General features: G+C 64.6%; 22 protein-coding genes and 1 pseudogene. 9 read left to right on the forward strand and 14 right to left on the reverse strand.

Going from position 1 to position 23,300, the window contains the following annotated elements; translation table 11 throughout:
- Positions 1-53: 53 nt before the first annotated feature.
- The 7 genes from M2S36_RS23020 to M2S36_RS23050 all read right to left on the reverse strand — a co-directional run bounded on the left by M2S36_RS23020 (position 54) and on the right by M2S36_RS23050 (position 6,869).
- Positions 54-986, reverse strand: coding sequence for a phosphatidate cytidylyltransferase (locus M2S36_RS23020; protein ID WP_063913426.1), 933 nt, complete (start codon positions 984-986; stop codon positions 54-56).
- Between the two features lies 1 nt (position 987).
- Positions 988-1,611 (reverse strand): lysophospholipid acyltransferase family protein, encoded by a 624-nt coding sequence (locus tag M2S36_RS23025; RefSeq protein WP_087503209.1) that lies wholly within the window; start codon positions 1,609-1,611, stop codon positions 988-990.
- Positions 1,612-1,621: 10 nt separating this feature from the next.
- The gene (locus tag M2S36_RS23030; protein ID WP_233687090.1) at positions 1,622-2,053 is read right to left on the reverse strand and encodes a hypothetical protein; all 432 of its coding nucleotides are present in this window, start codon (positions 2,051-2,053) and stop codon (positions 1,622-1,624) included.
- A complete protein-coding gene (locus M2S36_RS23035; protein ID WP_233687089.1) occupies positions 2,050-3,435 on the reverse strand; it encodes a phosphatase PAP2/dual specificity phosphatase family protein in 1,386 nt (461 codons plus the stop codon). Before M2S36_RS23035 ends, M2S36_RS23030 begins: the two co-directional genes overlap by 4 nt.
- On the reverse strand, positions 3,436-5,190 hold the full coding sequence (locus M2S36_RS23040) for a bifunctional alpha/beta hydrolase/class I SAM-dependent methyltransferase (protein ID WP_333957907.1): 1,755 nt from the start codon (positions 5,188-5,190) through the stop codon (positions 3,436-3,438).
- A gap of 30 nt (positions 5,191-5,220) precedes the next feature.
- A complete protein-coding gene (locus M2S36_RS23045) occupies positions 5,221-5,826 on the reverse strand; it encodes a CDP-alcohol phosphatidyltransferase family protein (RefSeq protein WP_233694098.1) in 606 nt (201 codons plus the stop codon).
- A gap of 161 nt (positions 5,827-5,987) precedes the next feature.
- Positions 5,988-6,869 carry a LysR substrate-binding domain-containing protein gene (locus M2S36_RS23050; RefSeq protein ID WP_241106003.1) on the reverse strand — a complete coding sequence of 294 codons (882 nt, stop codon included), beginning with the start codon at positions 6,867-6,869 and terminating at the stop codon, positions 5,988-5,990.
- Between the two features lie 77 nt (positions 6,870-6,946).
- On the opposite strand from M2S36_RS23050, the gene M2S36_RS23055 reads away from it, so the two are divergent.
- A complete protein-coding gene (locus tag M2S36_RS23055; protein WP_207837847.1) occupies positions 6,947-7,711 on the forward strand; it encodes a sulfite exporter TauE/SafE family protein in 765 nt (254 codons plus the stop codon).
- On the opposite strand, the gene M2S36_RS23060 is transcribed toward M2S36_RS23055, so the two are convergent.
- Positions 7,701-8,015, reverse strand: a complete 315-nt coding sequence (locus tag M2S36_RS23060) for a putative quinol monooxygenase (protein ID WP_063913418.1) — start codon at positions 8,013-8,015, stop codon at positions 7,701-7,703. The two genes, M2S36_RS23055 and M2S36_RS23060, sit on opposite strands and share 11 nt — an antisense overlap.
- Positions 8,016-8,169: 154 nt before the next feature.
- On the opposite strand from M2S36_RS23060, the gene M2S36_RS23065 reads away from it, so the two are divergent.
- From M2S36_RS23065 to ggt, 3 genes are all read left to right on the forward strand, one after another.
- A complete protein-coding gene (locus tag M2S36_RS23065; RefSeq protein ID WP_063913417.1) occupies positions 8,170-8,760 on the forward strand; it encodes an NAD(P)H-dependent oxidoreductase in 591 nt (196 codons plus the stop codon).
- A 182-nt stretch (positions 8,761-8,942) separates the two neighbouring features.
- Complete coding sequence (locus M2S36_RS23070; RefSeq protein WP_063913416.1) at positions 8,943-9,839, forward strand: LysR substrate-binding domain-containing protein; 897 nt, start codon at positions 8,943-8,945, stop codon at positions 9,837-9,839.
- Positions 9,840-9,956: 117 nt separating this feature from the next.
- Positions 9,957-11,624: a gamma-glutamyltransferase gene (ggt, locus tag M2S36_RS23075; protein ID WP_207837841.1), complete on the forward strand. Its 1,668-nt coding sequence runs from the start codon at positions 9,957-9,959 to the stop codon at positions 11,622-11,624.
- Between the two features lie 130 nt (positions 11,625-11,754).
- Here ggt and M2S36_RS25210 read toward each other — a convergent pair whose 3' ends face one another.
- From M2S36_RS25210 to ypfJ, 3 genes and pseudogenes are all read right to left on the reverse strand, one after another.
- Positions 11,755-12,618 carry a methyl-accepting chemotaxis protein gene (locus M2S36_RS25210; RefSeq protein ID WP_416775519.1) on the reverse strand — a complete coding sequence of 288 codons (864 nt, stop codon included), beginning with the start codon at positions 12,616-12,618 and terminating at the stop codon, positions 11,755-11,757.
- Positions 12,610-13,842, reverse strand: a pseudogene (locus M2S36_RS25215) (methyl-accepting chemotaxis protein); the annotation flags it as partial. The pseudogene M2S36_RS25215 and the gene M2S36_RS25210, both read right to left, overlap by 9 nt.
- Positions 13,843-13,848: 6 nt before the next feature.
- Positions 13,849-14,736 (reverse strand): KPN_02809 family neutral zinc metallopeptidase, encoded by an 888-nt coding sequence (gene ypfJ / locus M2S36_RS23085; RefSeq protein WP_207837835.1) that lies wholly within the window; start codon positions 14,734-14,736, stop codon positions 13,849-13,851.
- A gap of 227 nt (positions 14,737-14,963) precedes the next feature.
- Here ypfJ and pcaH point away from each other — a divergent pair, with 227 nt between their 5' ends.
- Positions 14,964-15,683 carry a protocatechuate 3,4-dioxygenase subunit beta gene (pcaH, locus tag M2S36_RS23090; RefSeq protein WP_003251597.1) on the forward strand — a complete coding sequence of 240 codons (720 nt, stop codon included), beginning with the start codon at positions 14,964-14,966 and terminating at the stop codon, positions 15,681-15,683.
- A 10-nt stretch (positions 15,684-15,693) separates the two neighbouring features.
- Positions 15,694-16,299 carry a protocatechuate 3,4-dioxygenase subunit alpha gene (gene pcaG / locus M2S36_RS23095; RefSeq protein WP_046616363.1) on the forward strand — a complete coding sequence of 202 codons (606 nt, stop codon included), beginning with the start codon at positions 15,694-15,696 and terminating at the stop codon, positions 16,297-16,299.
- A gap of 133 nt (positions 16,300-16,432) precedes the next feature.
- Here pcaG and trmA read toward each other — a convergent pair whose 3' ends face one another.
- From trmA to M2S36_RS23110, 3 genes are all read right to left on the reverse strand, one after another.
- On the reverse strand, positions 16,433-17,518 hold the full coding sequence (gene trmA, locus M2S36_RS23100; RefSeq protein ID WP_233694103.1) for a tRNA (uridine(54)-C5)-methyltransferase TrmA: 1,086 nt from the start codon (positions 17,516-17,518) through the stop codon (positions 16,433-16,435).
- The gene (locus M2S36_RS23105; RefSeq protein ID WP_015271803.1) at positions 17,515-18,810 is read right to left on the reverse strand and encodes an NCS2 family permease; all 1,296 of its coding nucleotides are present in this window, start codon (positions 18,808-18,810) and stop codon (positions 17,515-17,517) included. Before M2S36_RS23105 ends, trmA begins: the two co-directional genes overlap by 4 nt.
- A gap of 279 nt (positions 18,811-19,089) precedes the next feature.
- On the reverse strand, positions 19,090-20,310 hold the full coding sequence (locus M2S36_RS23110; RefSeq protein WP_207838223.1) for an MFS transporter: 1,221 nt from the start codon (positions 20,308-20,310) through the stop codon (positions 19,090-19,092).
- A 344-nt stretch (positions 20,311-20,654) separates the two neighbouring features.
- On the opposite strand from M2S36_RS23110, the gene M2S36_RS23115 reads away from it, so the two are divergent.
- From M2S36_RS23115 to M2S36_RS23125, 3 genes are read left to right on the forward strand one after another with little or no spacing between them, the layout of a single operon-like run.
- Entirely contained in the window at positions 20,655-22,091 is a 1,437-nt protein-coding gene (locus M2S36_RS23115; RefSeq protein WP_233687083.1) for a cytochrome ubiquinol oxidase subunit I, read from the forward strand.
- Between the two features lie 3 nt (positions 22,092-22,094).
- Complete coding sequence (cydB, locus tag M2S36_RS23120) at positions 22,095-23,102, forward strand: cytochrome d ubiquinol oxidase subunit II (RefSeq protein ID WP_063913408.1); 1,008 nt, start codon at positions 22,095-22,097, stop codon at positions 23,100-23,102.
- A gap of 9 nt (positions 23,103-23,111) precedes the next feature.
- Entirely contained in the window at positions 23,112-23,267 is a 156-nt protein-coding gene (locus M2S36_RS23125; RefSeq protein WP_085626848.1) for a DUF2474 domain-containing protein, read from the forward strand.
- Positions 23,268-23,300: the final 33 nt, after the last annotated feature.

Here is a 23,300-nt window from a genome sequence, read left to right on the forward strand (position 1 = left end):
GCGCGGGCGGCGCTCGATCTTGCAGGCACTAGAAAACCAAAGGTGAACACATACTAAGCCCACCAATACCGAACAAAGTGGAAGAACACCGGCGCGGCAAAGCACACCGAATCCATACGGTCGAGCATGCCGCCGTGGCCTTCGATCATGTGCCCCCAGTCCTTCACCCCGCGGTCGCGCTTGATCGCCGACATCACCAGCCCGCCGAAGAAGCCCATGGCGTTTACCGCCAGCGCCATCAGCGCGGCCTGCCAGAAGGTGAACGGGGTGATCCAGCACAGCAGCGCGCCGATCAGGGTGGCCAGGGCCACGCCACCGGCCAGCCCTTCGACGGTCTTGGACGGCGACAGGTTGGGCGCCACCTTGTGCTTGCCGAACAGCTTGCCGCACACGTACTGCAGCACGTCGCTGATCTGCACCACCAGGATCAGCCAGGCGATCAGCAGCAGGTTGCGGCCCTCGTAACCCGGGATGTCCAGGGTCATCAATGCCGGCACCGATGACACGCAGTACACCGCGATCATCAGCCCCCACTGCACCTTCGAGGCGCGCTCGAGAAAGCGCGTGGTGTCGCCGCCGAAGCTGGCCAGGATCGGCAGCAACAGGAACAGGTACACCGGGATGAAGATGCTGAACAGGCCGTACCAGTCCATGGCGATCAGCACGTACTGCACCGGCAGTGCCACATAGAACGCCGCCACCAGTGCCGGGTAGTCACTGCGCCGGGTCGGGGTGAGGGTCATGAACTCGCGCAGGGCGTAGAACGATACGCCGTAGAACAGCACGATCACGCCGTACTTGCCGAACACAAAGGCGATGCCGATCACCAGCACCATCACCCACCAGGCGTTGATGCGGGCGTTGAGGTTGTCGATCACCGCGTGCGGGGCCGGGCCGGCGCGCCATTTGAGCAGGCGGCCGATCACGCTGGCGAGCAGCAGCAGGGCGCCGATGCCGGCGAACAGGGAAAGGGTGTTGTCGTCCATCTCAGGCATCCTTGGGGGCCAGGTTCAGCAGGGCCTGGCTGGCCCGCTCGAGGAAGGCTGGCTTGCTTTCATCCGGCTGCAGGTGCAGCGGTTCGCCAAAGCTCAATGTGCACAGCAACGGCAATGGCAGGGCGCGGCCCTTGGGCATCACCCGGTTCAGGTTGGCGATCCACACCGGCACCAGCTCGACGTCGGGGTTGGCTGCTGCCAGGTGGTACAGCCCACTCCTGAACGGCATCAGCGGCTCGTCGCCGAGATTGCGGGTACCCTCCGGGAAGAAGATCAGCGAGTCGCCCTGGGCCACGGCTTCGAGGATCGGCTGCAACGGGCTGCCCTGGCCGGCGCTGTGCTGTCGGTTGATCAGCACACCATTGAAGACCTTGCGGATAAGAAAATCGCGAATGCCCGGCCTGGCCCAGTAATCGGCACCGGCTACCGGACGGGTACGCTTGCGCAGCGGCTGTGGCAGCGAGGCCCACAGCAGTACGAAGTCGCCATGGCTGCTGTGGTTGGCGAAGTACAGGCGCTGCACTGGCAGCGGCGTACAACCCAGCCACAGGGCACGGGCGCCGGTGATCAGACGGGCGGCGGAAGTGATGAGGTAGGCGGTCAGGTTGGCGAGCATGGATCGGTAGTCATCCCTTCAAAGGCAGTGTCAGCAGGGTAGCCAGCGCCAGCGACAGCTGCAGGCCCAGGCACACTGCCTGGCGGCGTAACAGGGCCAGCGCGGCCTGGCTGCGGGCAGGCCAGGCGCGGGCGTCGGCGGCCTGCGGTTTGAGTTTCAGCTCGAACAAGGCGCGGTCCAGGGCCTGGGTGTCTGCCGCCAGGTCGCGGCTAGCGGCCAGGTAGGCGAACAGTTCGGCATCCACGGCGACGCGGATGGCCCAGTACTTGTGCAGTACGCCGAGTACCAGCAGCGCAATGCACAGCAGGCTGGCCAGCGGTTGCAACTGGGCACCCAGCAAGGGCGCCAGGCCGTAGGCCAGGGCCAGCAAGGTGAGGCCGTCCGACAGGCGTTCCAGTTGTTTGCCACGGCCCAGCAGGCTGGCCACCACATACAGCGTCATGGTTGTGTCCCTAGCTGTTGCAAGGCTTGGCGATGTGCGCTGTGCAGGACCACGCCGGGGCGGGCCTTGCGGATCAGCGCTTCGGCCTGGCGAGCATCACTGCAGCGGCCTGTGAGTACCAGCCAGGCGGCCACGGCGCTGGCGCTGCGCGAATAGCCCAGGGCGCAGCAGACCAGTACCGGGCCTTGGGAGCGCAGGCGTTCGATGGCGATGGCGGCCTGGTGCAGCAATGGGCTTTCCGGGGCGATCAGGTCCAGGGTAGGAAAACATGCGTAGCCATGCGCTGCCTGACCGGCTGACGCGGACCCTGTGGGAGCGCCCTTTCGCGACACAAGGCCGCTCCCACAAGTGTCTGCGACAGGGCGGCCAACAATGCACGGTAGCTCTGCACACAAATCGACCACCGCAGCGAACTGCGCGCCATGCCCTGGAATCCGCCCCAGGTAGACGCCTTCACACACTTCATCCGCCTGCGGATGCCGCCAGGTCCATAGCCGCGAATTGACCCACGCCCCCACCAGGTACGGCGCCAGCAGCCAGCTGGCTGCATTCGACAAGCGCCCATCGGCGCCTTTCTGGAACCCGCCTGCGCCGAGCACGGCATAGTTCAGCGCCACCAAAACCAGCGACACGGCCGGCCAGCTCAACCACAGCCAGGTACCGCCGAACGTAACGGCAGGCACTGCGCACAGCAGCCCACCCACTGTATAGAACAACGCCAACCGCCAACGCTTGGCATCCCGCGCAAGGCTTACCTGCTGCCACGGCAGCGGCCCCCGATATGGCCACAACCAGACGCAGACAAACCCGGCCAATGCCCCTGTGGGAACATCGACGAAATGGTGCTGCCAGGTGGTCAGCACCGATACCCCGATCAGTGCCATCCAGCCGTGCATCAGCCAACGCCAGGGCTGGCGCTGCACGTGCCGGGCAAACATCGTCCAGATGATCACCAGCAGGGCAATATGCAGCGAAGGCGCCTGGTTGAACGGCTGGTCGAAGCCCATCAGCACATCGAACATCCAGCCGAATACCCCGCCCAGTTCCGGCCGCTCGAAGGTGAAGCGCAGCGGCCAGAGCAGGAAGCAGCTGACGCTGATCAGTTGCGCGGTGAGCAGCGCCAGCGCGTGCCGGTCCATTTCCTGGCGCGTGCGCGGCAGCAGGAAGGACAAGCCGTAGAGCAGGTCGATCGACCAGTACGGGATGATCGTCCACGGCCACAGCGGCATGTTGCGTTCCCAGCCAAACACCAGGCTGCCGACATCACTGCGCCCGGCCGTGTGATTGTTCGCCAACCCGTAGCTGAGGAAAAACAGCGGCCCCAGCAGCAGAAGCCAGAACACGCCTCGGCGGATCAGCCCTGGCTCGCGTGATGGGCTCATTCAGCGCACCCGTTGTGCCAGGCTGACGCTGAAAATGCCCCATTCATCGATGCGCTGGGCCAGCTTGCGGAAGCCCGCCGCCTCTACCAGCTGGTCCATTTCGGCCTGGCTGCGGCGGCGCATCACCCAGGCTTCGCCGCCGCGGTGGCTGGTGAGGGCGCGGGCGATCATTTCCAGTTGCGGGTGCCACGGCTGGCCGGTGTAGACCAGGTAGCCGCCATCCTCCAGCACGTCCGCCAGGCCCGCCAGCGAGTTGCCCACCAACTGGTTGCTGGCGAACAGCTCGTACAAGCCGGAGACCACGGCCAGGGTCGGAGGTTGTTCCAGGGTGGCCAGGCTCTGGCGGTCGAAGGCATCGCCGTGGACGAAGCGGGCGATGTCGGCCAGGCCCTTTTCGGCGATCAGTGCGCTGCCTTGCTGCACGTTCAGTTCGCTGTAGTCGCGCAGCAGGACCGAGTCCGGCAGCTGTTCGAGTTCCTGCAGGGCCTCGAGGATGTAGCGGCCATGACCGGCGGCGATATCGACAATGTGCACCGGCCGTTGCTGTTCGCGCAGGTGGGCGATGGCCAGGCGCAGCAGTTCCTCTACGTGCAGCTTGCGCTGGCGGATGCCGCGCCAGCCGATGGCGTTGAGGTAGTTCTGGTCGACCAGGCGGCCGAGCTTGCCTTTGCCGGTCGGCTGGTTGCGGTACACGTAGTCGAGGGTACTGCCCGAATCGAAACCGGTGTCGAAACCCAGCTTCACCCCTTCGGACAGCCCTTTGCCCAGGCGTAGCCCGGCGCGGGTAGCACGCCAGTAAAGGTCGCGGGGCGAGTTGCGCGGTAGCGGTGCGGCCAGGCTTTCGGCCTCGGCGCAGCTGGCGCCGGTCTTGTCGGCATCGAGCAGCGATGGCAGGGCGGCGGGGCTGGCGAAGCAATGTTCGACAAACCGCTCGATGCGCCGCAGGGCATGGGCCCGATCACGCTCGCCAAGGGTGTCATGGAAGAAGCCTGGCAGGATGTGCATTTCCTTGCGCGCACTGCCCAGGCGTTCGAAGAAGCGTTCCTGCGGCTGGCGTTCGACCACGAAGTCGGCACCGGATACCAGCAGCTGGGTCGGCAGCTGAATGGCCTGGGCGTCCGCCACCACCCGGTCGGCGGCTTCGTACAGGCCCAGCAGCATGGTCACCGAAATCGGCCGGCTGATCAGCGGGTCGGCCACGTACGACATGACCCGCTCAGGGTCGTGGGTAAGCAGGCGAGGCTTGACGTAGCTGTTGACGAAGAAGTTGCCGCGCAGGGCCTTCAGCAGCTTCAGGCCGGTGCGGGCGAACGGCACGTACAGTTTGACCTTGAACGCTGGCGAGGCCAGCACCAGGCAGCGCACCTTGGGCGCGTAGTCGTGGGCCCAGGTGGCGACCAGCACGGCCCCGACGCTCTGCGCCAGCACCACCAGGTCCTGTTCGGCGATACCGTGGCGGGCCTGGATATGCTCGATGAAGGTCTGCACATCGCGCACGCTGGTGGCGAACCCCGGGCTGTCGCCGCGCGCGCCCGGCGACTGGCCGTGGCCACGGGCATCCCAGGCGAAGAAATCGTAGCCTGGCATGTCCAGTTCATCGGCCAGGTGGGCCATGCGCCCGCCGTGTTCGTGACCGCGGTGGAACATCACCACGGCCCGGCGTGGCTGGTGTTGGTTGCGGGTGGCAGGCCAGTGACGGTAGTGCAGCTCGACGCCGTCATGGGTGGAGAAGTGCAGCGCTTGCGCTTGGCGCATGGTCGACATCCTTTTGCGACGGCAGTGGGCTCAGCGGGTTTCGGCCAGCCCTTGGCGAACCCGGTTGTAGAGGGTATAGAGCGAGAGTGCGAGGATGACCAGCAACAAGCCGTTGACCCAGGTGCCATTCAGCAGGCCGAAGGCGACACCGGTGCCCAGCACACCGAAGGCAAAGGCCCGGTCGCTCTTGCCCATGGGCCCGTCGTAGCGCCTTGAGGCGCCGGCCAGCGGGCCCATGACACCGGCGTATTCGCTGAAGGTGGCGCTGAGCACTACGAGTACGACCAAGGTTGGCGAGACACCGACCAGCAGGGCGAAGGGCAGGTACAGCGCGGCGTCGGCGATCACGTCGCAGAGTTCGTTGAGGTAGGCGCCGAGGGTGGATTGCTGGCCGAATTCCCGGGCGAGCATGCCGTCGACGGCGTTCAGCGCCATGCGCAGCAGCATCCAGACCGGTACCAGGATGAACAGCCAGGTGAGATGGGGCAGGGCGGCCAGCAGCAGGCCCAGCAGGACTGACAGCAGGGCCGCGGCGACGGTGACCTGGTTGGCGCTGACACCGCGGTCGTAAAGGCGCTGGACTGCTGGGCGGAGCAGGGCCTGGAAGCGCGGTTTGAGCTGGTAGATCGATGCCACTGGAAAGTCCTTTTCGGTGGGTCGTTAGGGCACCATTGTGTGTGAGCATTCTTCGCGGGTAAACCCGCTCCCACAGGTACTGTGTCAATCTGAGAGACAGCGCATACCTGTGGGAGCGGGTTCACCCGCGAACACGGGCGAAGCCCGTGCCATCCAGTCCGTCAGCGGGTGAGGGTGGTTACCAACCCTGCGGCATACCCCGGCAATGCCGCAAAATCCCGTGCACATACCAGCAACCGACGGTTGGCCCATGGTTCCGTCAGCGCCACCCAGTGCAACGGCAGCACCCCCTGCCAACGCTTCACCGCGGCCAGCGGCACCACCCCCACCCCGGCCCCGCCCGCGACCATGCGGATCACCCCATCGAACCCCTCGGCCCGCACCCGAACCCGCATGCGCCGCCCTTCGCGCAGCGCCTGCTCTTCCAGGTACAACGCCAATGCACTACTGGCCCCCAGGCCGACATAGCCATGGGCCAGGCTATCGATGAAGCTGGGTGCGACCTCGCTGGCCAACGGGTGGCGCAGCGGCGTTACCAGCACCAGCGGGTCGTCGCGAAACGGCCGGGTCTGCAGGTGCTCGCTGGGGGCAGCGGTGGACACGATGCCCAGGTCTGCCATGCCCTGGGTAATCGACTGCACGATGCGCAAGCTCGGCAACTCCTGCACATCCACGCTGACCCCGGGGTTTTCAGCCAGGTAGCCGGCCAGCAGTTCCGGCAGGTACTCCGTGAGCGCCGCCGTGTTGCACAGCAGGCGCACCTGGCCCTGCTGCCCTTGCGCGTACTGGCCCAGGTCGAACTGCAGGCGTTCGACCTGCTGCGTTATCAACCGGGCATGCTGCAGCAGCGCCTGCCCGGCCGGAGTTGGTTGCACGCCACGGCGGTTGCGTTCCAGCAAAGGGATGCCCAGCGATGCCTCCATGGCACGGATGCGCGCACTGGCTGCCGCCAGTGACAGATGGCTGCGGCTGGCGCCGGCGGTGATGTTGCCGCACTCCAGGGTGTGCTGGAACAGCCTGAGGTCGATCAGGTCGAAATGCATGTGGCTCTGTCCTGGCAAGAGTCTGGCTGAGTATATGGCAGATTTTCAGCCTGGCCGGCGCACGCCATCATCGGCCCATGAATACCTTGCTAGCTTTCTACCAGAACATTGGCCCAGCGCTGTCGCTGCTGGTGGTAATGACCTTCCTGCTGGCCGGCGCGGTGAAAGGGGTGATCGGCCTCGGCCTGCCGACCATCGCCATGGGCCTGCTGGGCCTGGCTATGCAACCGGCGCAGGCTGCGGCGTTGCTGATCGTGCCCTCGACCCTCACCAATCTGTGGCAGTTGGCCAGCGGCGGGCACCTGCGGGAGTTGCTGGTGCGCCTGGGGCCAATGCTGGCGATGATCTTCGTCGGTACCGTGCTCGGCAGCGCCTGGCTGGGGATCAACAGCGGCCCGTGGGCCGTGCATGCACTGGGCGCGGCCTTGCTGGTGTATGCGCTGTACGGGCTGGTCGGCCCGGGCTTGCACCTGGCGCCGGGGCGGGAGCGTTGGCTGGGGCCGCTTTGCGGGCTGGTTACGGGCGTGGTCACGGCCGCGACCGGGGTATTCGTGATGCCGGCGGTGCCCTACCTGCAGAGCCTGGGCTTGAGCCGGGAGCAGATGATCCAGGCCCTGGGCCTGTCGTTCACGGTTTCGACGCTGGCCTTGGCCATTGGCCTGGCCGGGCAGGATGCCCTGGGTGGCCAGGCACTGGGTGCTTCGCTGCTGATGCTGGCGCCGGCCTTGCTCGGCATGCTGGCCGGCCAGTGGCTGCGTCAGCGTATCAGCGCGTTGCTGTTCAAACGGTGCTTCTTCATCGGCCTGGCCGCACTCGGCGGCCATCTGCTGATCAGCGGCTAGCGCTTGAGGCGCTGAGCATGTCGATCATCTGGATGTCGAAATCGCGCTCCAGGTAGTCCATGCGCTTTTCGAAGAACGCGGTCATGTGCGGCAGTGCCGAATGCACATCCAGCGCGGCCTTGTCGGCCCACACCTCGAAGAATACGAACAGGCTCGGGTCCTGCTTGTCGCGCAGCATGTGGTACTCGATGCAGCCCGGCTCCTGGCGGCTTGGCTCGACGTAGGCGCGGAACAGGGTTTCGAACGCTTCAGCCATTTCCGGGCGGGTCTTGGCTTTGAGGATGAAGGCGTACTGCTCACTCATGGGTCGCTACTCGGTGATGGGAGGTGATGCGATTCTAATGCAATAATGTGTTGTTTATTCGTGACTTGAAGTCAATTGTATTTTGCCCCTGCATGCCTGTATCCCGTGCCCGCGAGCCCCTAACCTGCCGGCCTGAATTTTCCGCGAGGCGCGCATGAAAAAGATCCTTTTGCTCAACGGTGGTAAACAGTTCGCTCATTCCGATGGTCGCCTCAACGCGACCTTGCATGAAGCGGCCATCGCTCATCTGGACCGGGCGGGGTTCGATGTGCGCCAGACCTTCATCGACGGTGGCTATGATGCCCGGGAAGAAGTGGAGAAGTTCCTCTGGGCCGATGTGGTGATCTACCAGATGCCAGGCTGGTGGATGGGCGCGCCATGGACCGTAAAGAAATACGTCGATGACGTGTTCACTGCAGGCCACGGCAGCCTGTATGCCAACGATGGCCGTACCCGTGCGGACCACTCGCAGAAGTACGGCAGCGGTGGCCTGGTGCATGGCAAGCAGTACATGCTTTCGCTGACCTGGAATGCGCCGCAGCAGGCATTCGACGACCCGAGCGATTTCTTCGAGGGCAAGGGTGTGGATGCGGTGTATTTCCCGTTCCACAAGGCCAACCAGTTCCTCGGCATGACCGGGCTGCCGACTTTCCTGGCGGTGGATGTGATGAAGCGGCCGGATGTGCCGGCTGCCTTGGCGGCCTATGAGGCGCACCTGGACAAGGTATTTGGCACGGCACGGTAAGGTTTACCTGTGCCGGCCTCTTCGCGGGTAAACCCGCTCCCACAGGTACTCCACAGTCTTTGAGAACCGCGCAGCACTTGTGGGAGCGGGTTTACCCGCGAAGAGGCCCGTACAGGCACCGCTGGACTTGGCCTCGACAAGCGGCTATCTAATCCCTGCAGAGACCAACCACAGGCGCAAATGTGAAAACCCGATCCGAAGAACTTCAGGTATTCGTCGCCGTCATCGACAGCGGCTCGATTTCCGCCGCTGCCGAGCAGATAGGCCAGACCCCGTCTGCCGTCAGCCGCACCCTGTCGCGCCTGGAGGGCAAGCTGGGCACCACACTGGTCAACCGCACCACCCGGCGCATGGACCTGACCGAGGAGGGCCGCTTCTTCCTCGAACGCGCGCGGCTGATCCTGGAGCAGATGGACGAGATGGAAGAGCGCCTGTCGATGAACCGCCAGACCCCCACCGGGCGCCTGCGCATCAACGCTGCCGCGCCGTTCATGCTGCATGCTATCCTGCCGTGGATCGGCGAGTTCCGCCGCCAATACCCTGGCATCGAACTGGAGCTCAATACCGACGACCTGATCATCGACCTGCTGGAGCAGAGCACCGATGTGGCGATTCGCATCGGCGAACTGGCCGACTCCAGCCTGCACGCGCGCAGCCTGGGGTGCAGCCCGGTACAGGTGCTGGCCAGCCCGGCCTACCTCGAACAGCACGGCACACCGCAGCGGGTCGAGGACCTGGCCAACCACTGCCTGCTCGGCTTCAGCCAGCCCGAATCGCTCAATCACTGGCCTCTGCGCCATGCCCAGGGTGACCGCTGGAGCATCCGCCCGTCGCTGATCGCCTCCAGCGGCGAAACCTTGCGCCAACTTGCGCTGGCCGGCGAGGGCATTGTCAGCCTGTCGCACTTCATGACCCACGAGGACATCCGCACCGGGCGCCTGCAGGTGTTGCTGAGCGAAGCCAACAACGGCTACCGCCAGCCGATTCATGCGGTGTATTACCGCAACACCCAGCTGGCGCTGCGTATCCAGTGTTTCCTCGATTTCATCCAGCGCAAGTTGGCGATGTACGCCAGCTGAGTTGCCTGAACGCGACAGATCCTGTCCACAGGCGGCGAAACTTCCTGCGGTTGATTGCACAGTCGAAGCGCTTCGGCCTTACTGAACGCTCAACAAAAACAACACCAAGGAAGTGTCATGCGTATTGTTCCGTTCCAGTACCTTGCCCTCGCAGCCGCGATCCTGAGCGGTTCCTCGGTTTATGCCGCCTCCCTGGAGGGCGGCGCGGTGGCTGCGCCTGATCAATATGGTGCACAGGTGGCCGCCGACATCCTCAAGAAAGGCGGCAACGCGGTGGATGCGGCAGTGGCCACGGCGTTCACCCTGGCGGTGACTTATCCGGAGGCCGGCAACATCGGCGGTGGCGGGTTCATGACCCTGTTCGTCGACGGCAAACCCTACTTCCTCGACTACCGCGAAGTCGCGCCCAAGGCCGCCACGCGCAACATGTACCTGGACGACAAGGGTGAGGTCATCGAGAACCTCAGCCTGGTCGGGGCACGCGCTGCTGGCGTACCTGGCACGGTGATGGGGTTGTGGGAGGCGCACCAGAAGTTCGGCAAGCTGCCCTGGAGCGAACTGCTGACCCCGGCCATCGGTTATGCGAAAAACGGCTTCAAGGTGGCGGCAAAGCAGTACCAGTACCGCAACGATGCCCAAGGCATGTTCAAGACTGCGACCAATTTCAACGACTACTTCGGCAACATGAAGGTTGGCGAGCTGTTCAAGCAACCGGAAATGGCCCAGACCCTGGAGCGCATTGCCGACAAGGGTGTGAGCGAGTTCTACCAGGGCAAGACCGCCGACCTGCTGGTGGCGCAGATGCAGGCCGACAAGGGCCTGATCACCAAGCAAGACCTCCAGGACTACAAGGCCGTATGGCGTGAGCCGATGGCCGTGAGCTGGCGTGGCAACGTGGTCTATACCGCGCCACCACCTAGCTCCGGTGGCGTCGCCCTGGCCCAGCTGCTGGGCATCAAGGAAAACCGCGCGGCGGACTTCAAGGGGGTGGCGCACAACTCGGCGCAGTACATCCACCTGTTGGCCGAGATCGAGAAGCGCGTATTCGCCGACCGCGCCGACTACCTCGGCGACCCGGCCTTCACCAAAGTGCCTGTGGACCAGCTGGTGGCCAAGGACTACCTGGCCAAGCGCGCCGCGCAGGTCAACCCGAAAGCGATTTCCGACACTGACCAGGTCAAACCGGGCCTGGAGCCGCACCAGACCACGCACTTCTCGATCGTCGACAAACAGGGCAACGCGGTCAGCAACACCTACACCCTCAACCTCGACTACGGCAGTGGTGTGGTGGTGAAAGGCGCCGGCTTCCTGCTCAACGACGAGATGGACGATTTCAGCGCCAAGCCGGGGGCGGCGAATGCCTTTGGCGTGGTGGGCGGCGATGCCAATGCCATTGCGCCGGGCAAGCGCATGCTGTCGTCCATGAGCCCCAGCCTGATGACCCGCGATGGCAAGGTCGAACTGGTCATCGGTACCCCGGGTGGCTCGCGGATCTTCACTTCGATCTTCCAGGTGATGAACAACCTGTACGACTACGGCATGCCGCTGGACAAGGCAGTGGCGGCACAACGTGTGCACCATCAGTTGCTGCCCAAGGACACCATCTATTTCGACAGCTACGCACCCCTGACCGGGCCTGTGGCTGATGAACTGAAGAAGATGGGCTATGTGCTGGAGGACCAGGGCTGGGAGATGGGGGATATCCAGGCGATCCGGGTGGATGGGACGAAACTGGAGACCGCTTCCGATCCGCGTGGGCGTGGGGTAGGGATGATCGTCAAGTAATACCTGTTCCATCGCTGGGAGGGCTGTGCCCTCCTTTCGCGACACAAGGCCGCCCCCACAAAGACCTGCGTACGCCGATCAATGTGGGAGCGGCCTTGNNTGGGCCGCAAAGCGGCCCCGAATTCCAGGATCAGACGCGGAACTGGCTGACCAGCGTCTGCAACTGCCCACCCAACCGCGCCAGCTCCACGCTGGATGCCGCCGTCTCGTCACTGGCCGCCGCCGTCTGCTCCGACACGTCGCGCACATTCAGGATGCTGCGGCTGATCTCCTCCGCCACCGCACTCTGCTGCTCCGCCGCTGCGGCAATCTGCTGGTTCATCGACTGGATGCTCGATACCGTGCTGGTGATGCTCTCCAGCGAAGCCCCGGCCTTGCGCGCCAGCTCGACGCTGCTGTCGGTCAGGGTGCGGCTGCCGTGCATGGCCGTAGCCACTTGCTGGGTGCCGTGCTGCAGGCTGGCGATCAGCTCTTCGATCTCTTCGGTGGATTTTTGCGTGCGCTGGGCCAGGCCGCGCACTTCATCGGCGACCACGGCAAAGCCACGCCCGGCCTCGCCGGCACGCGCCGCTTCGATCGCCGCGTTCAGCGCCAGCAGGTTGGTCTGTTCGGCCACCGACTTGATCACGTCCATCACGCTGCCGATCTTCTGGCTTTCCTGCTGCAGCAGGTTCATGGCCTCGGTGGAGCGGTGCATGTCTTCGGCCAGGCGCTCGATCTGGCCAATCGCCTCACCCACCACGCGGTCGCCGGCACGGGCTTCGTCATCGGCACCGGTGGCAGCATGCGATGCCTGCTCGGCATTGCGCGCCACCTCCTGAACGGTGGCCGCCATTTCGTGCATGGCGGTGGCCACCTGGTCGGTCTCGACCTTCTGGCTGTTGGCGCCGGCGCTGGTCTGCTCGGTCACCGCCGACAGTTCCTCGGCGGCGCTGGCGATCTGGGTGACGCCGTCGCGGATGCCGCTGATCAGCTCGCGCAGGGTGCTGCCCATGCGCGCGATGCCCTGCTGCAGCACGCCCAGTTCGTCGCGGCGGGTAACCCGCAACTGCTGGGTGAGGTCGCCGCTGGCGATCTTTTCCACCGCCACCAGGGTGTCGCGCAGCGGGCGGGTGATCTGCCGGGTGATCAGCACTGCCGCCAGTACGCCGACCAGCAGCGCCAGCAGCGTGGCGATGGTCTGCAGGCTGCGCGCCTGAGTGCTCTCGATGTCGCGGCGCTGCAGCTGGATCTGGTACAGCGCGTCGCTGCGCTTGACGATGTCGGCACCCTGTACGGTCATTTCGGCGCGCGCAGTGGTGATGTTGGCGACTGCATCGCGGAACTGGCGCACGGCGTCACGGTAGGCCAGCACCGAGCCTTCGAACTGTTGCACGCGCGTGTCTTCGGCGGGCAGCTGGCGCTTGAGGTTGTCGATTTCGGCCAGGGCCGCGTCCAGCTGGCGCAGGGCGGCCTGCTCGTTGGTGGCGCTGTTGTCGGCGATGTAGCCGCGGACGTCGATGCGTACCTGCAGCAGTTGCTGGCGAGCCTTGCTGATCAGCTGGTACTGGGCCAGGCGCACGCTGTCGGCTTCGGGGCGTGCCATGACTTCCTGGCTGAGGATGTCCATGGCCTGGTCGGCGCGGCTGGCCGAGCCGTCCATGGCCGTGCGCGCGGTGCGGGTGGCGTCGTAGCCCTGGCGCATTTTGTTCAGCGACACCTTGTAGGCGCTGATGGTTTCGCCCAGCTCACCCAGCAGCTTGATGTTTTCCGGGCTCTTGAAGGTGCTGGCCAGGTAGGCCTGCTGCTTGCTGAAGGCGTCCAGCTTGGCCTGGGTGTTGGCGGCGGCGGCATCGTCGCCGTTGGCGATCATGTACTGCAGGCGCGCAATACGCAGGTCGGTCAGGTCCTTGTTGAGCTGGCCGATATCGCCCATCCAGTTGCTGCGGTCGATCAGGCTGCCCAGGCTGGTCCAGCCGGTCAGGGCCAGCAGGCCGGTGAGAATCAGTACCAGGCCGAAGCCCAGGCCGAGTTTGAGGTTGACGCTGATGTTGGCGAACCAGTTGTTCATGCACGCTCTCCAGAAATTTTTTTCGCTCGCTTGATCGTCGATCGCCAGGCGTTGTTGTTCTGGATGCCTGCTGACTCGTGCAGGGGTTATCGGCAGTGATGGGGGAAGCTGAAACGCTTTTTCAGCAGATTTGTAACTGACTTGATTGGGGCTGCATGGCAGCCCCATGAAGCCTTAGAGGTTGCGCGCACTGAAGGTATCGCAGCGGTTCACCTCACCCTCGGCAAACCCGGCCTTGAACCAGCGCACCCGCTGCGCCGAGGTGCCATGGGTGAAGGAGTCCGGCACCACGCGGCCGCGGCCCTGCTGCTGCAGGCGGTCATCGCCAATGGCATTGGCCGCGTTCAGCGCCTCTTCGACGTCACCCGGCTCCAGCCAGTTCAGGCGCTTCTGCGCCTGGTAGGCCCATACGCCGGCCAGGCAGTCGGCCTGCAGCTCCTGGCGCACCAGCAGGCCGTTGTCGCCTTCCATGCGCTGGCCACTGCGGCGCGCGGCATCGACCTTGGCCGACACGCCCAGCAGGGTTTGCACATGATGGCCGATTTCGTGGGCGATCACGTAGGCCTGGGCAAAGTCGCCGGCGGCGGCGAAGCGGGTTTCCATTTCGCGGAAGAACGACATGTCCAGGTAAACCCGCTGGTCCGCCGGGCAGTAGAACGGCCCCACCGCCGCCGAGGCAAAGCCACAGGCCGAATTGACCTGGCCGCTGAACAGCACCAGCTTGGGGTCGCGGTACTGCTTGCCGCCCTCGGCGAACAGGGCTTTCCAGGTGTCTTCGGTATCGCCCAGGATCGAGGCGACGAACTCGGCCTGCTGGTCGTTGGCCGGCGGGGCCTTGCCACCCGCACCGCTGGGCACCTGCTGTTGCTGCTGCTCCATCTGGCCGGCGAGCTGGCCGAGAATCTGCAACGGGTCCTGGCCGGTGAGCCAACCGATGCCGACAATCAGCAGCACTGCGCCAAGCCCCAGCCCCTTGCCGCCGCCGAAACGCATGCCGCCGCCACCACCTTCACCTCGGGCATCGACCACATTGTCGCTGCGTCGGCCTTTTCGCCATTCCATGAATGTTCTCCGGAGCTTGAAACAAGAAGGCAAAGATTAGTCCACGACAGCGGCGAGTGTCAGGCCAAGGTGTTTATCCATAACCAAATGGTTATGTTTGAAATGCCTGATTTCAATATTCATTGCGCGCTACCTGCCTGAAACTGCATGTGGGAGCGGGCTTGCCCGCGACAGGGTTTCGTAGAAGCCCCCCTCGCATTTCCATAATTCCAAGAGAGGAAACCGGCATGCCCGCCCAGGACAACAGCCGCTTTGTGATCCGTGATCGCAACTGGCACCCGAAAGCCCTTACGCCTGACTACAAGACGTCCATTGCCCGCTCGCCGCGCCAGGCGCTGGTCAGCATCCCGCAGTCGATCAGCGAAACCACCGGTCCGGACTTTTCCCACCTGGGCTTCGGCGCCCATGACCATGACCTGCTGCTGAACTTCAATAACGGCGGCTTGCCGATCGGCGAGCGCATCATCGTCGCCGGCCGTGTAGTCGATCAGTACGGCAAGCCAGTACCGAACACCCTGGTGGAAATGTGGCAGGCCAACGCCGGCGGCCGCTACCGTCACAAGAACGACCGCTACCTGGCACCGCTGGACCCGAACTTCGGTGGCGTCGGCCGCTGCCTGACCGACCGTGACGGCTACTACAGCTTCCGCACCATCAAGCCGGGCCCGTACCCATGGCGCAACGGCCCGAACGACTGGCGCCCGGCGCACATCCACTTCGCCATCAGTGGCCCGTCGATCGCCACCAAGCTGATCACCCAGCTGTACTTCGAGGGTGACCCGCTGATCCCGATGTGCCCGATCGTCAAGTCGATCGCCAACCCGCAAGCCGTGCAGCAGTTGATCGCCAAGCTCGACATGAGCAACGCCAACCCGATGGACTGCCTGGCCTACCGCTTCGACATCGTGCTGCGTGGCCAGCGCAAGACCCACTTCGAAAACTGCTGAGGACCCCGCCATGCCAATCGAACTGCTGCCGGAAACCCCTTCGCAGACCGCCGGCCCCTACGTGCACATCGGCCTGGCCCTGGAAGCGGCCGGCAACCCGACCCGCGACCAGGAAATCTGGAACCGCCTGGCCAAGCCGGATGCGCCCGGCGAGCATATTCTGCTGATCGGCCATGTGTATGACGGCAATGGCCACCTGGTGCGGGACTCGTTCCTGGAGCTCTGGCAAGCCGACGCCAACGGTGAGTACCAGGATGCCTACAACCTGGAAAACGCCTTCAACAGCTTTGGCCGCACGGCTACCACCTTTGACGCGGGTGAGTGGACGGCGCATACGGTGAAGCCAGGCGTGGTGAAAAACGCCGCCGGTGTGCCAATGGCACCGCACATCAACATCAGCCTGTTTGCCCGGGGGATCAACATCCACCTGCACACGCGCCTGTATTTCGATGATGAGGCCGAGGCCAATGCCAAGTGCCCGGTGCTCAACCTGATCGAGCAGCCGCAGCGGCGCGAGACCCTGGTGGCCAAGCGTTGTGAGGTGGACGGGAAGACGGCGTATCGCTTCGATATCCGTATTCAGGGGGAAGGGGAGACAGTCTTCTTCGACTTCTGATTCAAGCCACTGGGGCTGCTCTGCAGCCCATCGCGACACAAGGCCGCTCCCACATTGATCGGCGTACGCAGGCCTTTGTGGGAGCGGCCTTGTGTCGCGAAAGGGCCGCAGAGCGGCCCCGGCAATCTACCGGTCAACGCCGAACCAGCAGAACCCCACTTTCCATGTGGTGGGTATAGGGGAACTGGTCAAACAACGCACACCGCTCGATGCGGTGGGTGTCGTGCAACTGGGCAATGTTCGCTGCCAGTGTCTCCGGGTTGCACGAGATGTACAGGATCCGCTCGAAACGCCGGGTCAGCTCGCAGGTATCCGGATCCATCCCCGCCCGCGGCGGGTCGACGAACACCGTACCGAACGCGTAGCTCTTCAGGTCGATGCCTTCCAGTCGGCGGAACGGTCGCACCTCGTTCAGTGCCTGGGTCAGCTCTTCTGCCGACAGGCGCACCAGCCGCACGTTATCCACAGCGTTCTCGTCGAGGTTGCTCAGCGCGGCGTTGACCGAGGTCTTGCTGATTTCCGTGGCCAGCACCTGGCGCACGCGAGTGGCCAGCGGCAGGGTGAAGTTGCCGTTGCCGCAGTACAGCTCCAGCAGGTCGTCGTCACGCTCGCCAATGGCCTCGAAGGCCCAGCTCAGCATCTTCTGGTTCACCGCGCCGTTGGGCTGGGTGAACGCGCCTTCCGGCTGGCGATAGCTGAACACACGGCCAGCGACGTCGAGCTTTTCCACCGCGTAGTCACGGCCGATCACCAGGCGCTTGCCCTTGGAGCGGCCAATGATGCTCACGCCCAGCTCTTCGGCCAGTTGCCGTGCGGCCACTTCCCAGGCCTCGTCCAGCGGGCGGTGGTAGCACAGGGTGACCATGGCATCGCCGGCCAGGGTGGTGAGGAACTCCACCTGGAACAGCCGGTTGCCCAGTTCCTCGCTGGCCTGCCAGGCCGCCTTCAGGCGTGGCATCAGTGCATTGATGCGCTGGCTGGCGATGGGGAAGTCGTCGATCAGGATCGCCTTGTGCTTCTCGCCCGGGGCGAACATGGCGTAGTGGCGCTGGCCGTCTTCGCGCCACAGGCGGAACTCGGCGCGCAGGCGGTAATGCTCGCGCGGCGAGTCGAAAACAGCCGGCTCCGGCGCGCCGAACGGCGCCAGCAGCTCGCGCAGCCGGGCCACCTTGGCGTCCAGCTGGGTGGCGTAGGAGGAGGGGTCGAAAGCAGCACTCATGCGTTGAACCAGCCCAGCTTGATGACGAACAGGATGGAAAGGATCACCAGGGCCGGGTTCAGGTCGCGGTGGCGGCCGGAGATCAGCTTGACGGCGGTCCAGGAAATGAAGCCGAAGGCGATGCCGTTGGCGATCGAGTAGGTCAGCGGCATGGCCAGGGCGGTCACTACCACCGGTGCGGCTTCGGTGACGTCGTCCCAGTTTATTTCCGCCAGGCCCGAGGCCATCAGCACCGCGACGAACAGCAGCGCCGGGGCAGTGGCGAAGGCTGGCACGCTACCGGCCAGCGGGGCGAAGAACAGCGCCAGCAGGAACAGTACCGCGACCACGATGGCGGTCAGGCCGGTGCGGCCACCGGCGCTCACGCCCGCGGCAGATTCGATGTAGCTGGTGGTGGTCGAGGTGCCCAGCAGGGAGCCGGCCATGGCTGCAGTGCTGTCGGCGATCAGGGCACGGCCCATCTTCGGCATGTGGCCGTCCTTGCCCATCAGCCCGGCGCGCTTGGCCACGCCGATCAGGGTACCGGAGTTGTCGAACAGGTCGACGAACAGGAAGGCGAAGATCACGCTGACCAGGCCCACGTCCAGCGCGCCGGCGATATCCAGCTGCAGGAAGGTCGGGGCCAGCGATGGCGGCATCGAGACCACGCCGCCGAATGGTGTCACGCCCATCAGGATCGAGGCGATGGTTACGGCGAGAATGCCGATCAGCACGGCGCCGCGCACTTTCAGCGACTCCAGGCCGACGATCAGGAAGAAGCCCAGGGTGGCGAGGATCGGTGCTGGCTGCTTGAGGTCGCCCAGGCCCACCAGGGTAGCCGGGTTATCGACGACGATGCCCGCGTTATGCAGAGCAATCAGCGCCAGGAACAGGCCGATACCCGCGGCGATGGCCGAACGCAGCGGCAGCGGGATGCTGTTCACGATCCATTCGCGGATGCGGAAGATCGACAGCAGGAAGAACATCACTGCCGACAGGAACACCGCGCCCAGTGCCACCTGCCAGGTGTGGCCCATGTGCAGCACCACGGTATAGGTGAAGAATGCGTTCAGGCCCATGCCCGGCGCCAGGGCGATCGGGTAGTTGGCGATCAGGCCCATGGTCACCGAGCCGATGGCCGCGGCCAGGCAGGTGGCGACGAAGATCGCGCCCTTGTCCATGCCGGTCTCGCCGAGGATGCTCGGGTTGACGAACAGGATGTAGGCCATGGCCAGGAAGGTGGTGACGCCCGCGAGAATCTCGGTGCGCACATTGGTGTTGTGTGCTTTCAGTTGAAACAGCCTTTCCAGCATGCCCGCTCCCAAGGCGCCCCCGGCGCCATGAATGTATCGACCCCATCAGCAAAGCACAGACCGTACCGGTTGCCGTGGTTTTGTGTGGGGCGGAAAAAAGCCGCGCATCATACCAGCATGCTTGGCGGGGGCCTATCGCCGTTGGGGAATGGTAATTTTTTCCCTGTGCCGGCCTCTTCGCGGGTGAACCCGCTCCCACAGGTACCCCACCAGGCCTGATGGCGACGCGCTCCTGGTGGGAGCGGGTTTACCCGCGAAAGGGCCGGTACAGGCTACAGATCAACCGTTATGCAACCGATCTCGCTTGGCCAGTGTGGGGAACAGTCTTATCCACACCCCAGTCACCACTAAAGTGCCCACTCCGCCCAGTACCACCGCCGGCACCGTCCCAAACCAGTGCGCCGTAACCCCCGATTCGAACTCGCCGAGCTGGTTCGAGGCACCAATGAACAAGCCGTTCACCGCGCTCACCCGCCCGCGCATTTCGTCCGGCGTCTCCAGCTGCACGAAGGCGCCGCGGATGACCATGCTGATCATGTCCGCCGCGCCCAGCACCACCAGTACTGCCAGCGAGAACCAGAACGAGGTCGACAGGCCAAAGGCGATGGTCGCCACGCCGAACACGCCCACTGCCGTGAACATGGTCCGCCCCACGTTGCGCTCGAACGGGAAGCGCGCCAGCCACAGCGACATCAGCAACGCTCCCACCGCTGGCGCCGAGCGCAGCAGGCCCAGGCCCAGCGGGCCGGTCAGCAGGATGTCCTTGGCGAACACCGGCAGCAGCGCGGTGGCCCCGCCCAGCAGTACGGCGAACAGGTCCAGCGAGATGGCGCCCAGAATGTCGGGCCGGCTACGGATGAAGCGGATACCGGCCAGCAGCGATTCGATGCTGGCGCGCCCGCGCTGGGCCACCTGGCCGCGTGCCTGCAGGCTCAAGGTCAGGACACAGGCGATGGCGTACAGGGCTACGGTGGGGCCGTATACCCAGATGCTGCCGAAGGCATACAGGAAACCGCCCACCGCCGGTGCCACGATGGTTGCCGTCTGGGTGGCCGAGGCTGAAGCCGCCACCGCGCGCGGGAACAGACCGGCCGGTACCACGTTGGGCAGCAGCGCCTGGGTCGCCGGCATTTCGAACGAACGCGTGGCACCGAGCAGGAAGGCGAGGGCGAAGATCAGCTCGCGGGTGACGTTGTCGGTTGCGCTGCCCAGCGCCAGTGCCAGGGCTATCAGCCCCTGCAGGCTCTGGCACAGCGCTGCGACCTTGCGCCGGTCATAGCGGTCGGCGACATGCCCGGTGTGCAGCATGAACAGCACCCGAGGGGCGAACTCGACCAGGCCGACCAGGCCCAGGTCCAGCACATTGCCGGTCAACTGGTAGAGGTGCCAGCCAATGGCCACGGTAAGCATCTGGAAGCCGCTGGCGGTGAACACGCGGGCCAGCCAGAAGGCCAGGAAAGGGCGGTGGTGACGCAACAACTGCGGTGCGGAATCGGACATCGGAAACCAGGGGCCTCGGCGCAGTAGAGGGGGGCGCAGCGTATCATCTGTTTGTAACAACCGGTTACTGTTTGCCGGGGTCGGCACTTTTTCACGCGTCATGAAAGGGGGTGGGGCAACGGGTCACGCGGCAATCAACCACACGGCCCGTCAGGCCATTCAGGACTATGCTTCCTAGCAATCGTTGATCTGGATCAATCGTTCCAGATGTAACGATCGGGCCCTCGGGCCGAAATCCCTGCGATCGAACAGAACAATTCCAACGCGCCGCACTCGACTACCGTGGGGGCAGTGGGCGACGGGGCCAGCGGCCCGGACGCCGGATTATCTGAAGAGGAAGCACCATGTTCGGAATAGAGGCCTTGGAACTCGCCCGAATGCAGTTTGCCTTTACCGTGTCGTTTCATATCCTGTTCCCGGCCATCACCATTGGCCTGGCGAGCTACCTGGCAGTCCTCGAGGGCCTCTGGCTGCGGACCAATAACCAGGTCTACCGTGACCTTTATCACTTCTGGTCGAAAATCTTCGCCGTCAACTTCGGCATGGGCGTGGTTTCCGGGTTGGTCATGGCCTACCAGTTCGGCACCAACTGGAGCCGCTTCTCCGACTTCGCCGGCGCCATTACCGGCCCGCTGCTCACTTACGAGGTGCTGACCGCGTTCTTCCTCGAGGCCGGCTTCCTGGGGGTCATGCTGTTTGGCTGGAACCGCGTCGGCCGTGGCTTGCACTTCTTCTCCACGGTGATGGTGGCGCTTGGCACACTGGTCTCGACCTTCTGGATCCTCGCCTCCAACAGTTGGATGCAGACCCCACAAGGCCACGAGATCATCGATGGCCGGGTGGTGCCGGTGGACTGGCTGGCAGTGGTGTTCAACCCCTCGTTCCCCTACCGCCTGGCGCACATGGCCACTGCCGCGTTCGTCTCCACTGCCTTCTTCGTCGGTGCCTCGGCGGCCTGGCACCTGCTGCGCGGGCGTGACAACCCGGCGGTGCGCAAGATGCTGTCGATGGCCATGTGGATGGCGCTGATCGTCGCCCCGATCCAGGCGGTGATCGGTGACTTCCATGGCCTCAACACGCTCAAGCACCAGCCGGTGAAGATCGCCGCGATCGAAGGCCACTGGGAGAACGTGCCCGGCGAGCCGACCCCGCTGATCTTGTTCGGCATCCCCGACATGCAGGCCGAAACCACCCGCTTCAAGCTCGAGATTCCGGCACTCGGCAGCCTGATCCTGACCCACAGCCTGGACAAGCAGGTGCCGGCGATGAAGGAGTTCCCGCCCGAAGACCGGCCTAACTCGACCATCGTCTTCTGGTCGTTCCGGATCATGGTCGGGCTGGGTTTCCTGATGATCTTCGTCGGCCTGTGGAGCCTCTGGCTGCGCAAGCGCGGCACGCTCTACACCTCGCGGCCGTTCCTGTACCTGGCCCTGTGGATGGGGCCTTCCGGGTTGATCGCGCTGCTGGCCGGCTGGTTCACCACCGAAATCGGCCGCCAACCCTGGGTGGTGTATGGCCTGATGCGCACGGCAGACGGTGTGTCGAACCACAGTTATGCCCAGCTCGGCTTCACCCTGGTGGCCTTCGTGGTGGTGTACTTCGCCCTGTTCGGCACCGGCCTTGGCTACATGATGCGCCTGGTGCGCAAAGGGCCGCAGACCGGTGAGGGTGACGAGCACAGCCCCGGTGGCCCAGGCACCAAACGCACGCCGGCGCGGCCGCTGTCCGCCGCCGATGATGGCCGAGAGGCCAACTCCGCCAGCCTGAGCAAGGGGAACTGAACCATGGGTATCGACCTTCCGCTGATCTGGGCCGTGATCATCATCTTCGGCGTCATGATGTATGTGGTGATGGATGGTTTCGACCTGGGGATCGGCATGCTCTTCCCGTTCGTCAAGGGCGAGCATGACCGCGATGTGATGATGAACACCGTCGCCCCCGTGTGGGACGGCAACGAAACCTGGCTGGTGCTGGGCGGTGCCGGGCTGTTCGGGGCATTCCCGATGGCTTATTCGGTAGTGCTGGAGGCCCTGTACCTGCCATTGATCCTGATGCTGATCGGCCTGATCTTCCGCGGCGTGGCCTTCGAGTTCCGCTTCAAGGCCAAGGCCGACAAGCGCCATATCTGGGACAAGGCGTTCATCTGGGGCTCGCTGATTGCCACCTTCTTCCAGGGCGTGGCGCTGGGCGCCTTCCTCGAAGGCTTCAAGGTGGTCGACCGGCATTTCGCCGGCGGCACACTTGACTGGCTGACCCCGTTCAGCCTGTTCTGCGGCCTGGGGCTGATCGTTGCCTACACCCTGTTGGGTTGCACCTGGCTGATCATGAAGACCGAAGGGGCGCTGCAGCAGAAGATGCACGACATCGCCCGGCCGTTGGCGCTGGTGCTGCTGGTGGTGATCGGCATCGTCAGCCTGTGGACACCGATCGCCTACCCGCAGATTGCCGAGCGCTGGTTCAGCATGCCTAACCTGGTCTGGTTCATGCCGGTGCCGCTGCTGGTGCTGGTAACCTTCTACGGGTTGCTCAAGGCGGTGGCGCGCAATGCCCACTACACGCCGTTCCTGCTGACGTTGGTGCTGATCTTCCTTGGTTACAGCGGCCTGGGCATCAGCCTGTGGCCGAATATCATCCCGCCGTCGATCTCGATCTGGGACGCTGCGGCGCCACCGCAGAGCCAGGGCTTCATGCTGGTGGGCACCCTGTTCATCCTGCCGTTCATCCTCATGTATACCTTCTGGAGCTATTACGTGTTCCGCGGCAAGGTTACCCATGAAGACGGCTATCACTAGGAGGGCCGCATGATGACCGGCAAGCATGGTTTGGACGAGAAGAAACCCCTGTGGCAGCGGCTGGGTTGGCTGCTGCTGATCTGGGCGATGAGCGTGGCGGCCCTGGGTGTGGCGGCCTGGGTGATGCGCCTGTTCATGGGGGCAGCGGGGTTGACTACCCATTGAGGTAAGCCTGTTCTGGCCCTATCGCCGGCAAGC

The organism is Pseudomonas sp. SF2 (genome assembly GCF_036858055.1).
Taxonomy (GTDB): Bacteria; Pseudomonadota; Gammaproteobacteria; order Pseudomonadales; family Pseudomonadaceae; genus Aquipseudomonas.

Excerpts from the sequence above, each read along its gene's own strand:
- M2S36_RS23020 (WP_063913426.1), bottom strand. The coding sequence starts at position 986 with ATGGACGACAACACCCTTTCCCTGTTCGCCGGCATCGGCGCCCTGCTG.
- M2S36_RS23025 (WP_087503209.1), bottom strand. The coding sequence starts at position 1,611 with ATGCTCGCCAACCTGACCGCCTACCTCATCACTTCCGCCGCCCGTCTG.
- M2S36_RS23030 (WP_233687090.1), bottom strand. The coding sequence starts at position 2,053 with ATGACGCTGTATGTGGTGGCCAGCCTGCTGGGCCGTGGCAAACAACTG.
- M2S36_RS23035 (WP_233687089.1), bottom strand. The coding sequence starts at position 3,435 with ATGAGCCCATCACGCGAGCCAGGGCTGATCCGCCGAGGCGTGTTCTGG.
- M2S36_RS23040 (WP_333957907.1), bottom strand. The coding sequence starts at position 5,190 with ATGCGCCAAGCGCAAGCGCTGCACTTCTCCACCCATGACGGCGTCGAG.
- M2S36_RS23050 (WP_241106003.1), bottom strand. The coding sequence starts at position 6,869 with ATGCATTTCGACCTGATCGACCTCAGGCTGTTCCAGCACACCCTGGAG.
- M2S36_RS23055 (WP_207837847.1), top strand. The coding sequence starts at position 6,947 with ATGAATACCTTGCTAGCTTTCTACCAGAACATTGGCCCAGCGCTGTCG.
- M2S36_RS23060 (WP_063913418.1), bottom strand. The coding sequence starts at position 8,015 with ATGAGTGAGCAGTACGCCTTCATCCTCAAAGCCAAGACCCGCCCGGAA.
- M2S36_RS23065 (WP_063913417.1), top strand. The coding sequence starts at position 8,170 with ATGAAAAAGATCCTTTTGCTCAACGGTGGTAAACAGTTCGCTCATTCC.
- ggt (WP_207837841.1), top strand. The coding sequence starts at position 9,957 with ATGCGTATTGTTCCGTTCCAGTACCTTGCCCTCGCAGCCGCGATCCTG.
- M2S36_RS25210 (WP_416775519.1), bottom strand. The coding sequence starts at position 12,618 with ATGGGCAGCACCCTGCGCGAGCTGATCAGCGGCATCCGCGACGGCGTC.
- ypfJ (WP_207837835.1), bottom strand. The coding sequence starts at position 14,736 with ATGGAATGGCGAAAAGGCCGACGCAGCGACAATGTGGTCGATGCCCGA.
- pcaH (WP_003251597.1), top strand. The coding sequence starts at position 14,964 with ATGCCCGCCCAGGACAACAGCCGCTTTGTGATCCGTGATCGCAACTGG.
- pcaG (WP_046616363.1), top strand. The coding sequence starts at position 15,694 with ATGCCAATCGAACTGCTGCCGGAAACCCCTTCGCAGACCGCCGGCCCC.
- trmA (WP_233694103.1), bottom strand. The coding sequence starts at position 17,518 with ATGAGTGCTGCTTTCGACCCCTCCTCCTACGCCACCCAGCTGGACGCC.
- M2S36_RS23105 (WP_015271803.1), bottom strand. The coding sequence starts at position 18,810 with ATGCTGGAAAGGCTGTTTCAACTGAAAGCACACAACACCAATGTGCGC.
- M2S36_RS23110 (WP_207838223.1), bottom strand. The coding sequence starts at position 20,310 with ATGTCCGATTCCGCACCGCAGTTGTTGCGTCACCACCGCCCTTTCCTG.
- M2S36_RS23115 (WP_233687083.1), top strand. The coding sequence starts at position 20,655 with ATGTTCGGAATAGAGGCCTTGGAACTCGCCCGAATGCAGTTTGCCTTT.
- cydB (WP_063913408.1), top strand. The coding sequence starts at position 22,095 with ATGGGTATCGACCTTCCGCTGATCTGGGCCGTGATCATCATCTTCGGC.
- M2S36_RS23125 (WP_085626848.1), top strand. The coding sequence starts at position 23,112 with ATGATGACCGGCAAGCATGGTTTGGACGAGAAGAAACCCCTGTGGCAG.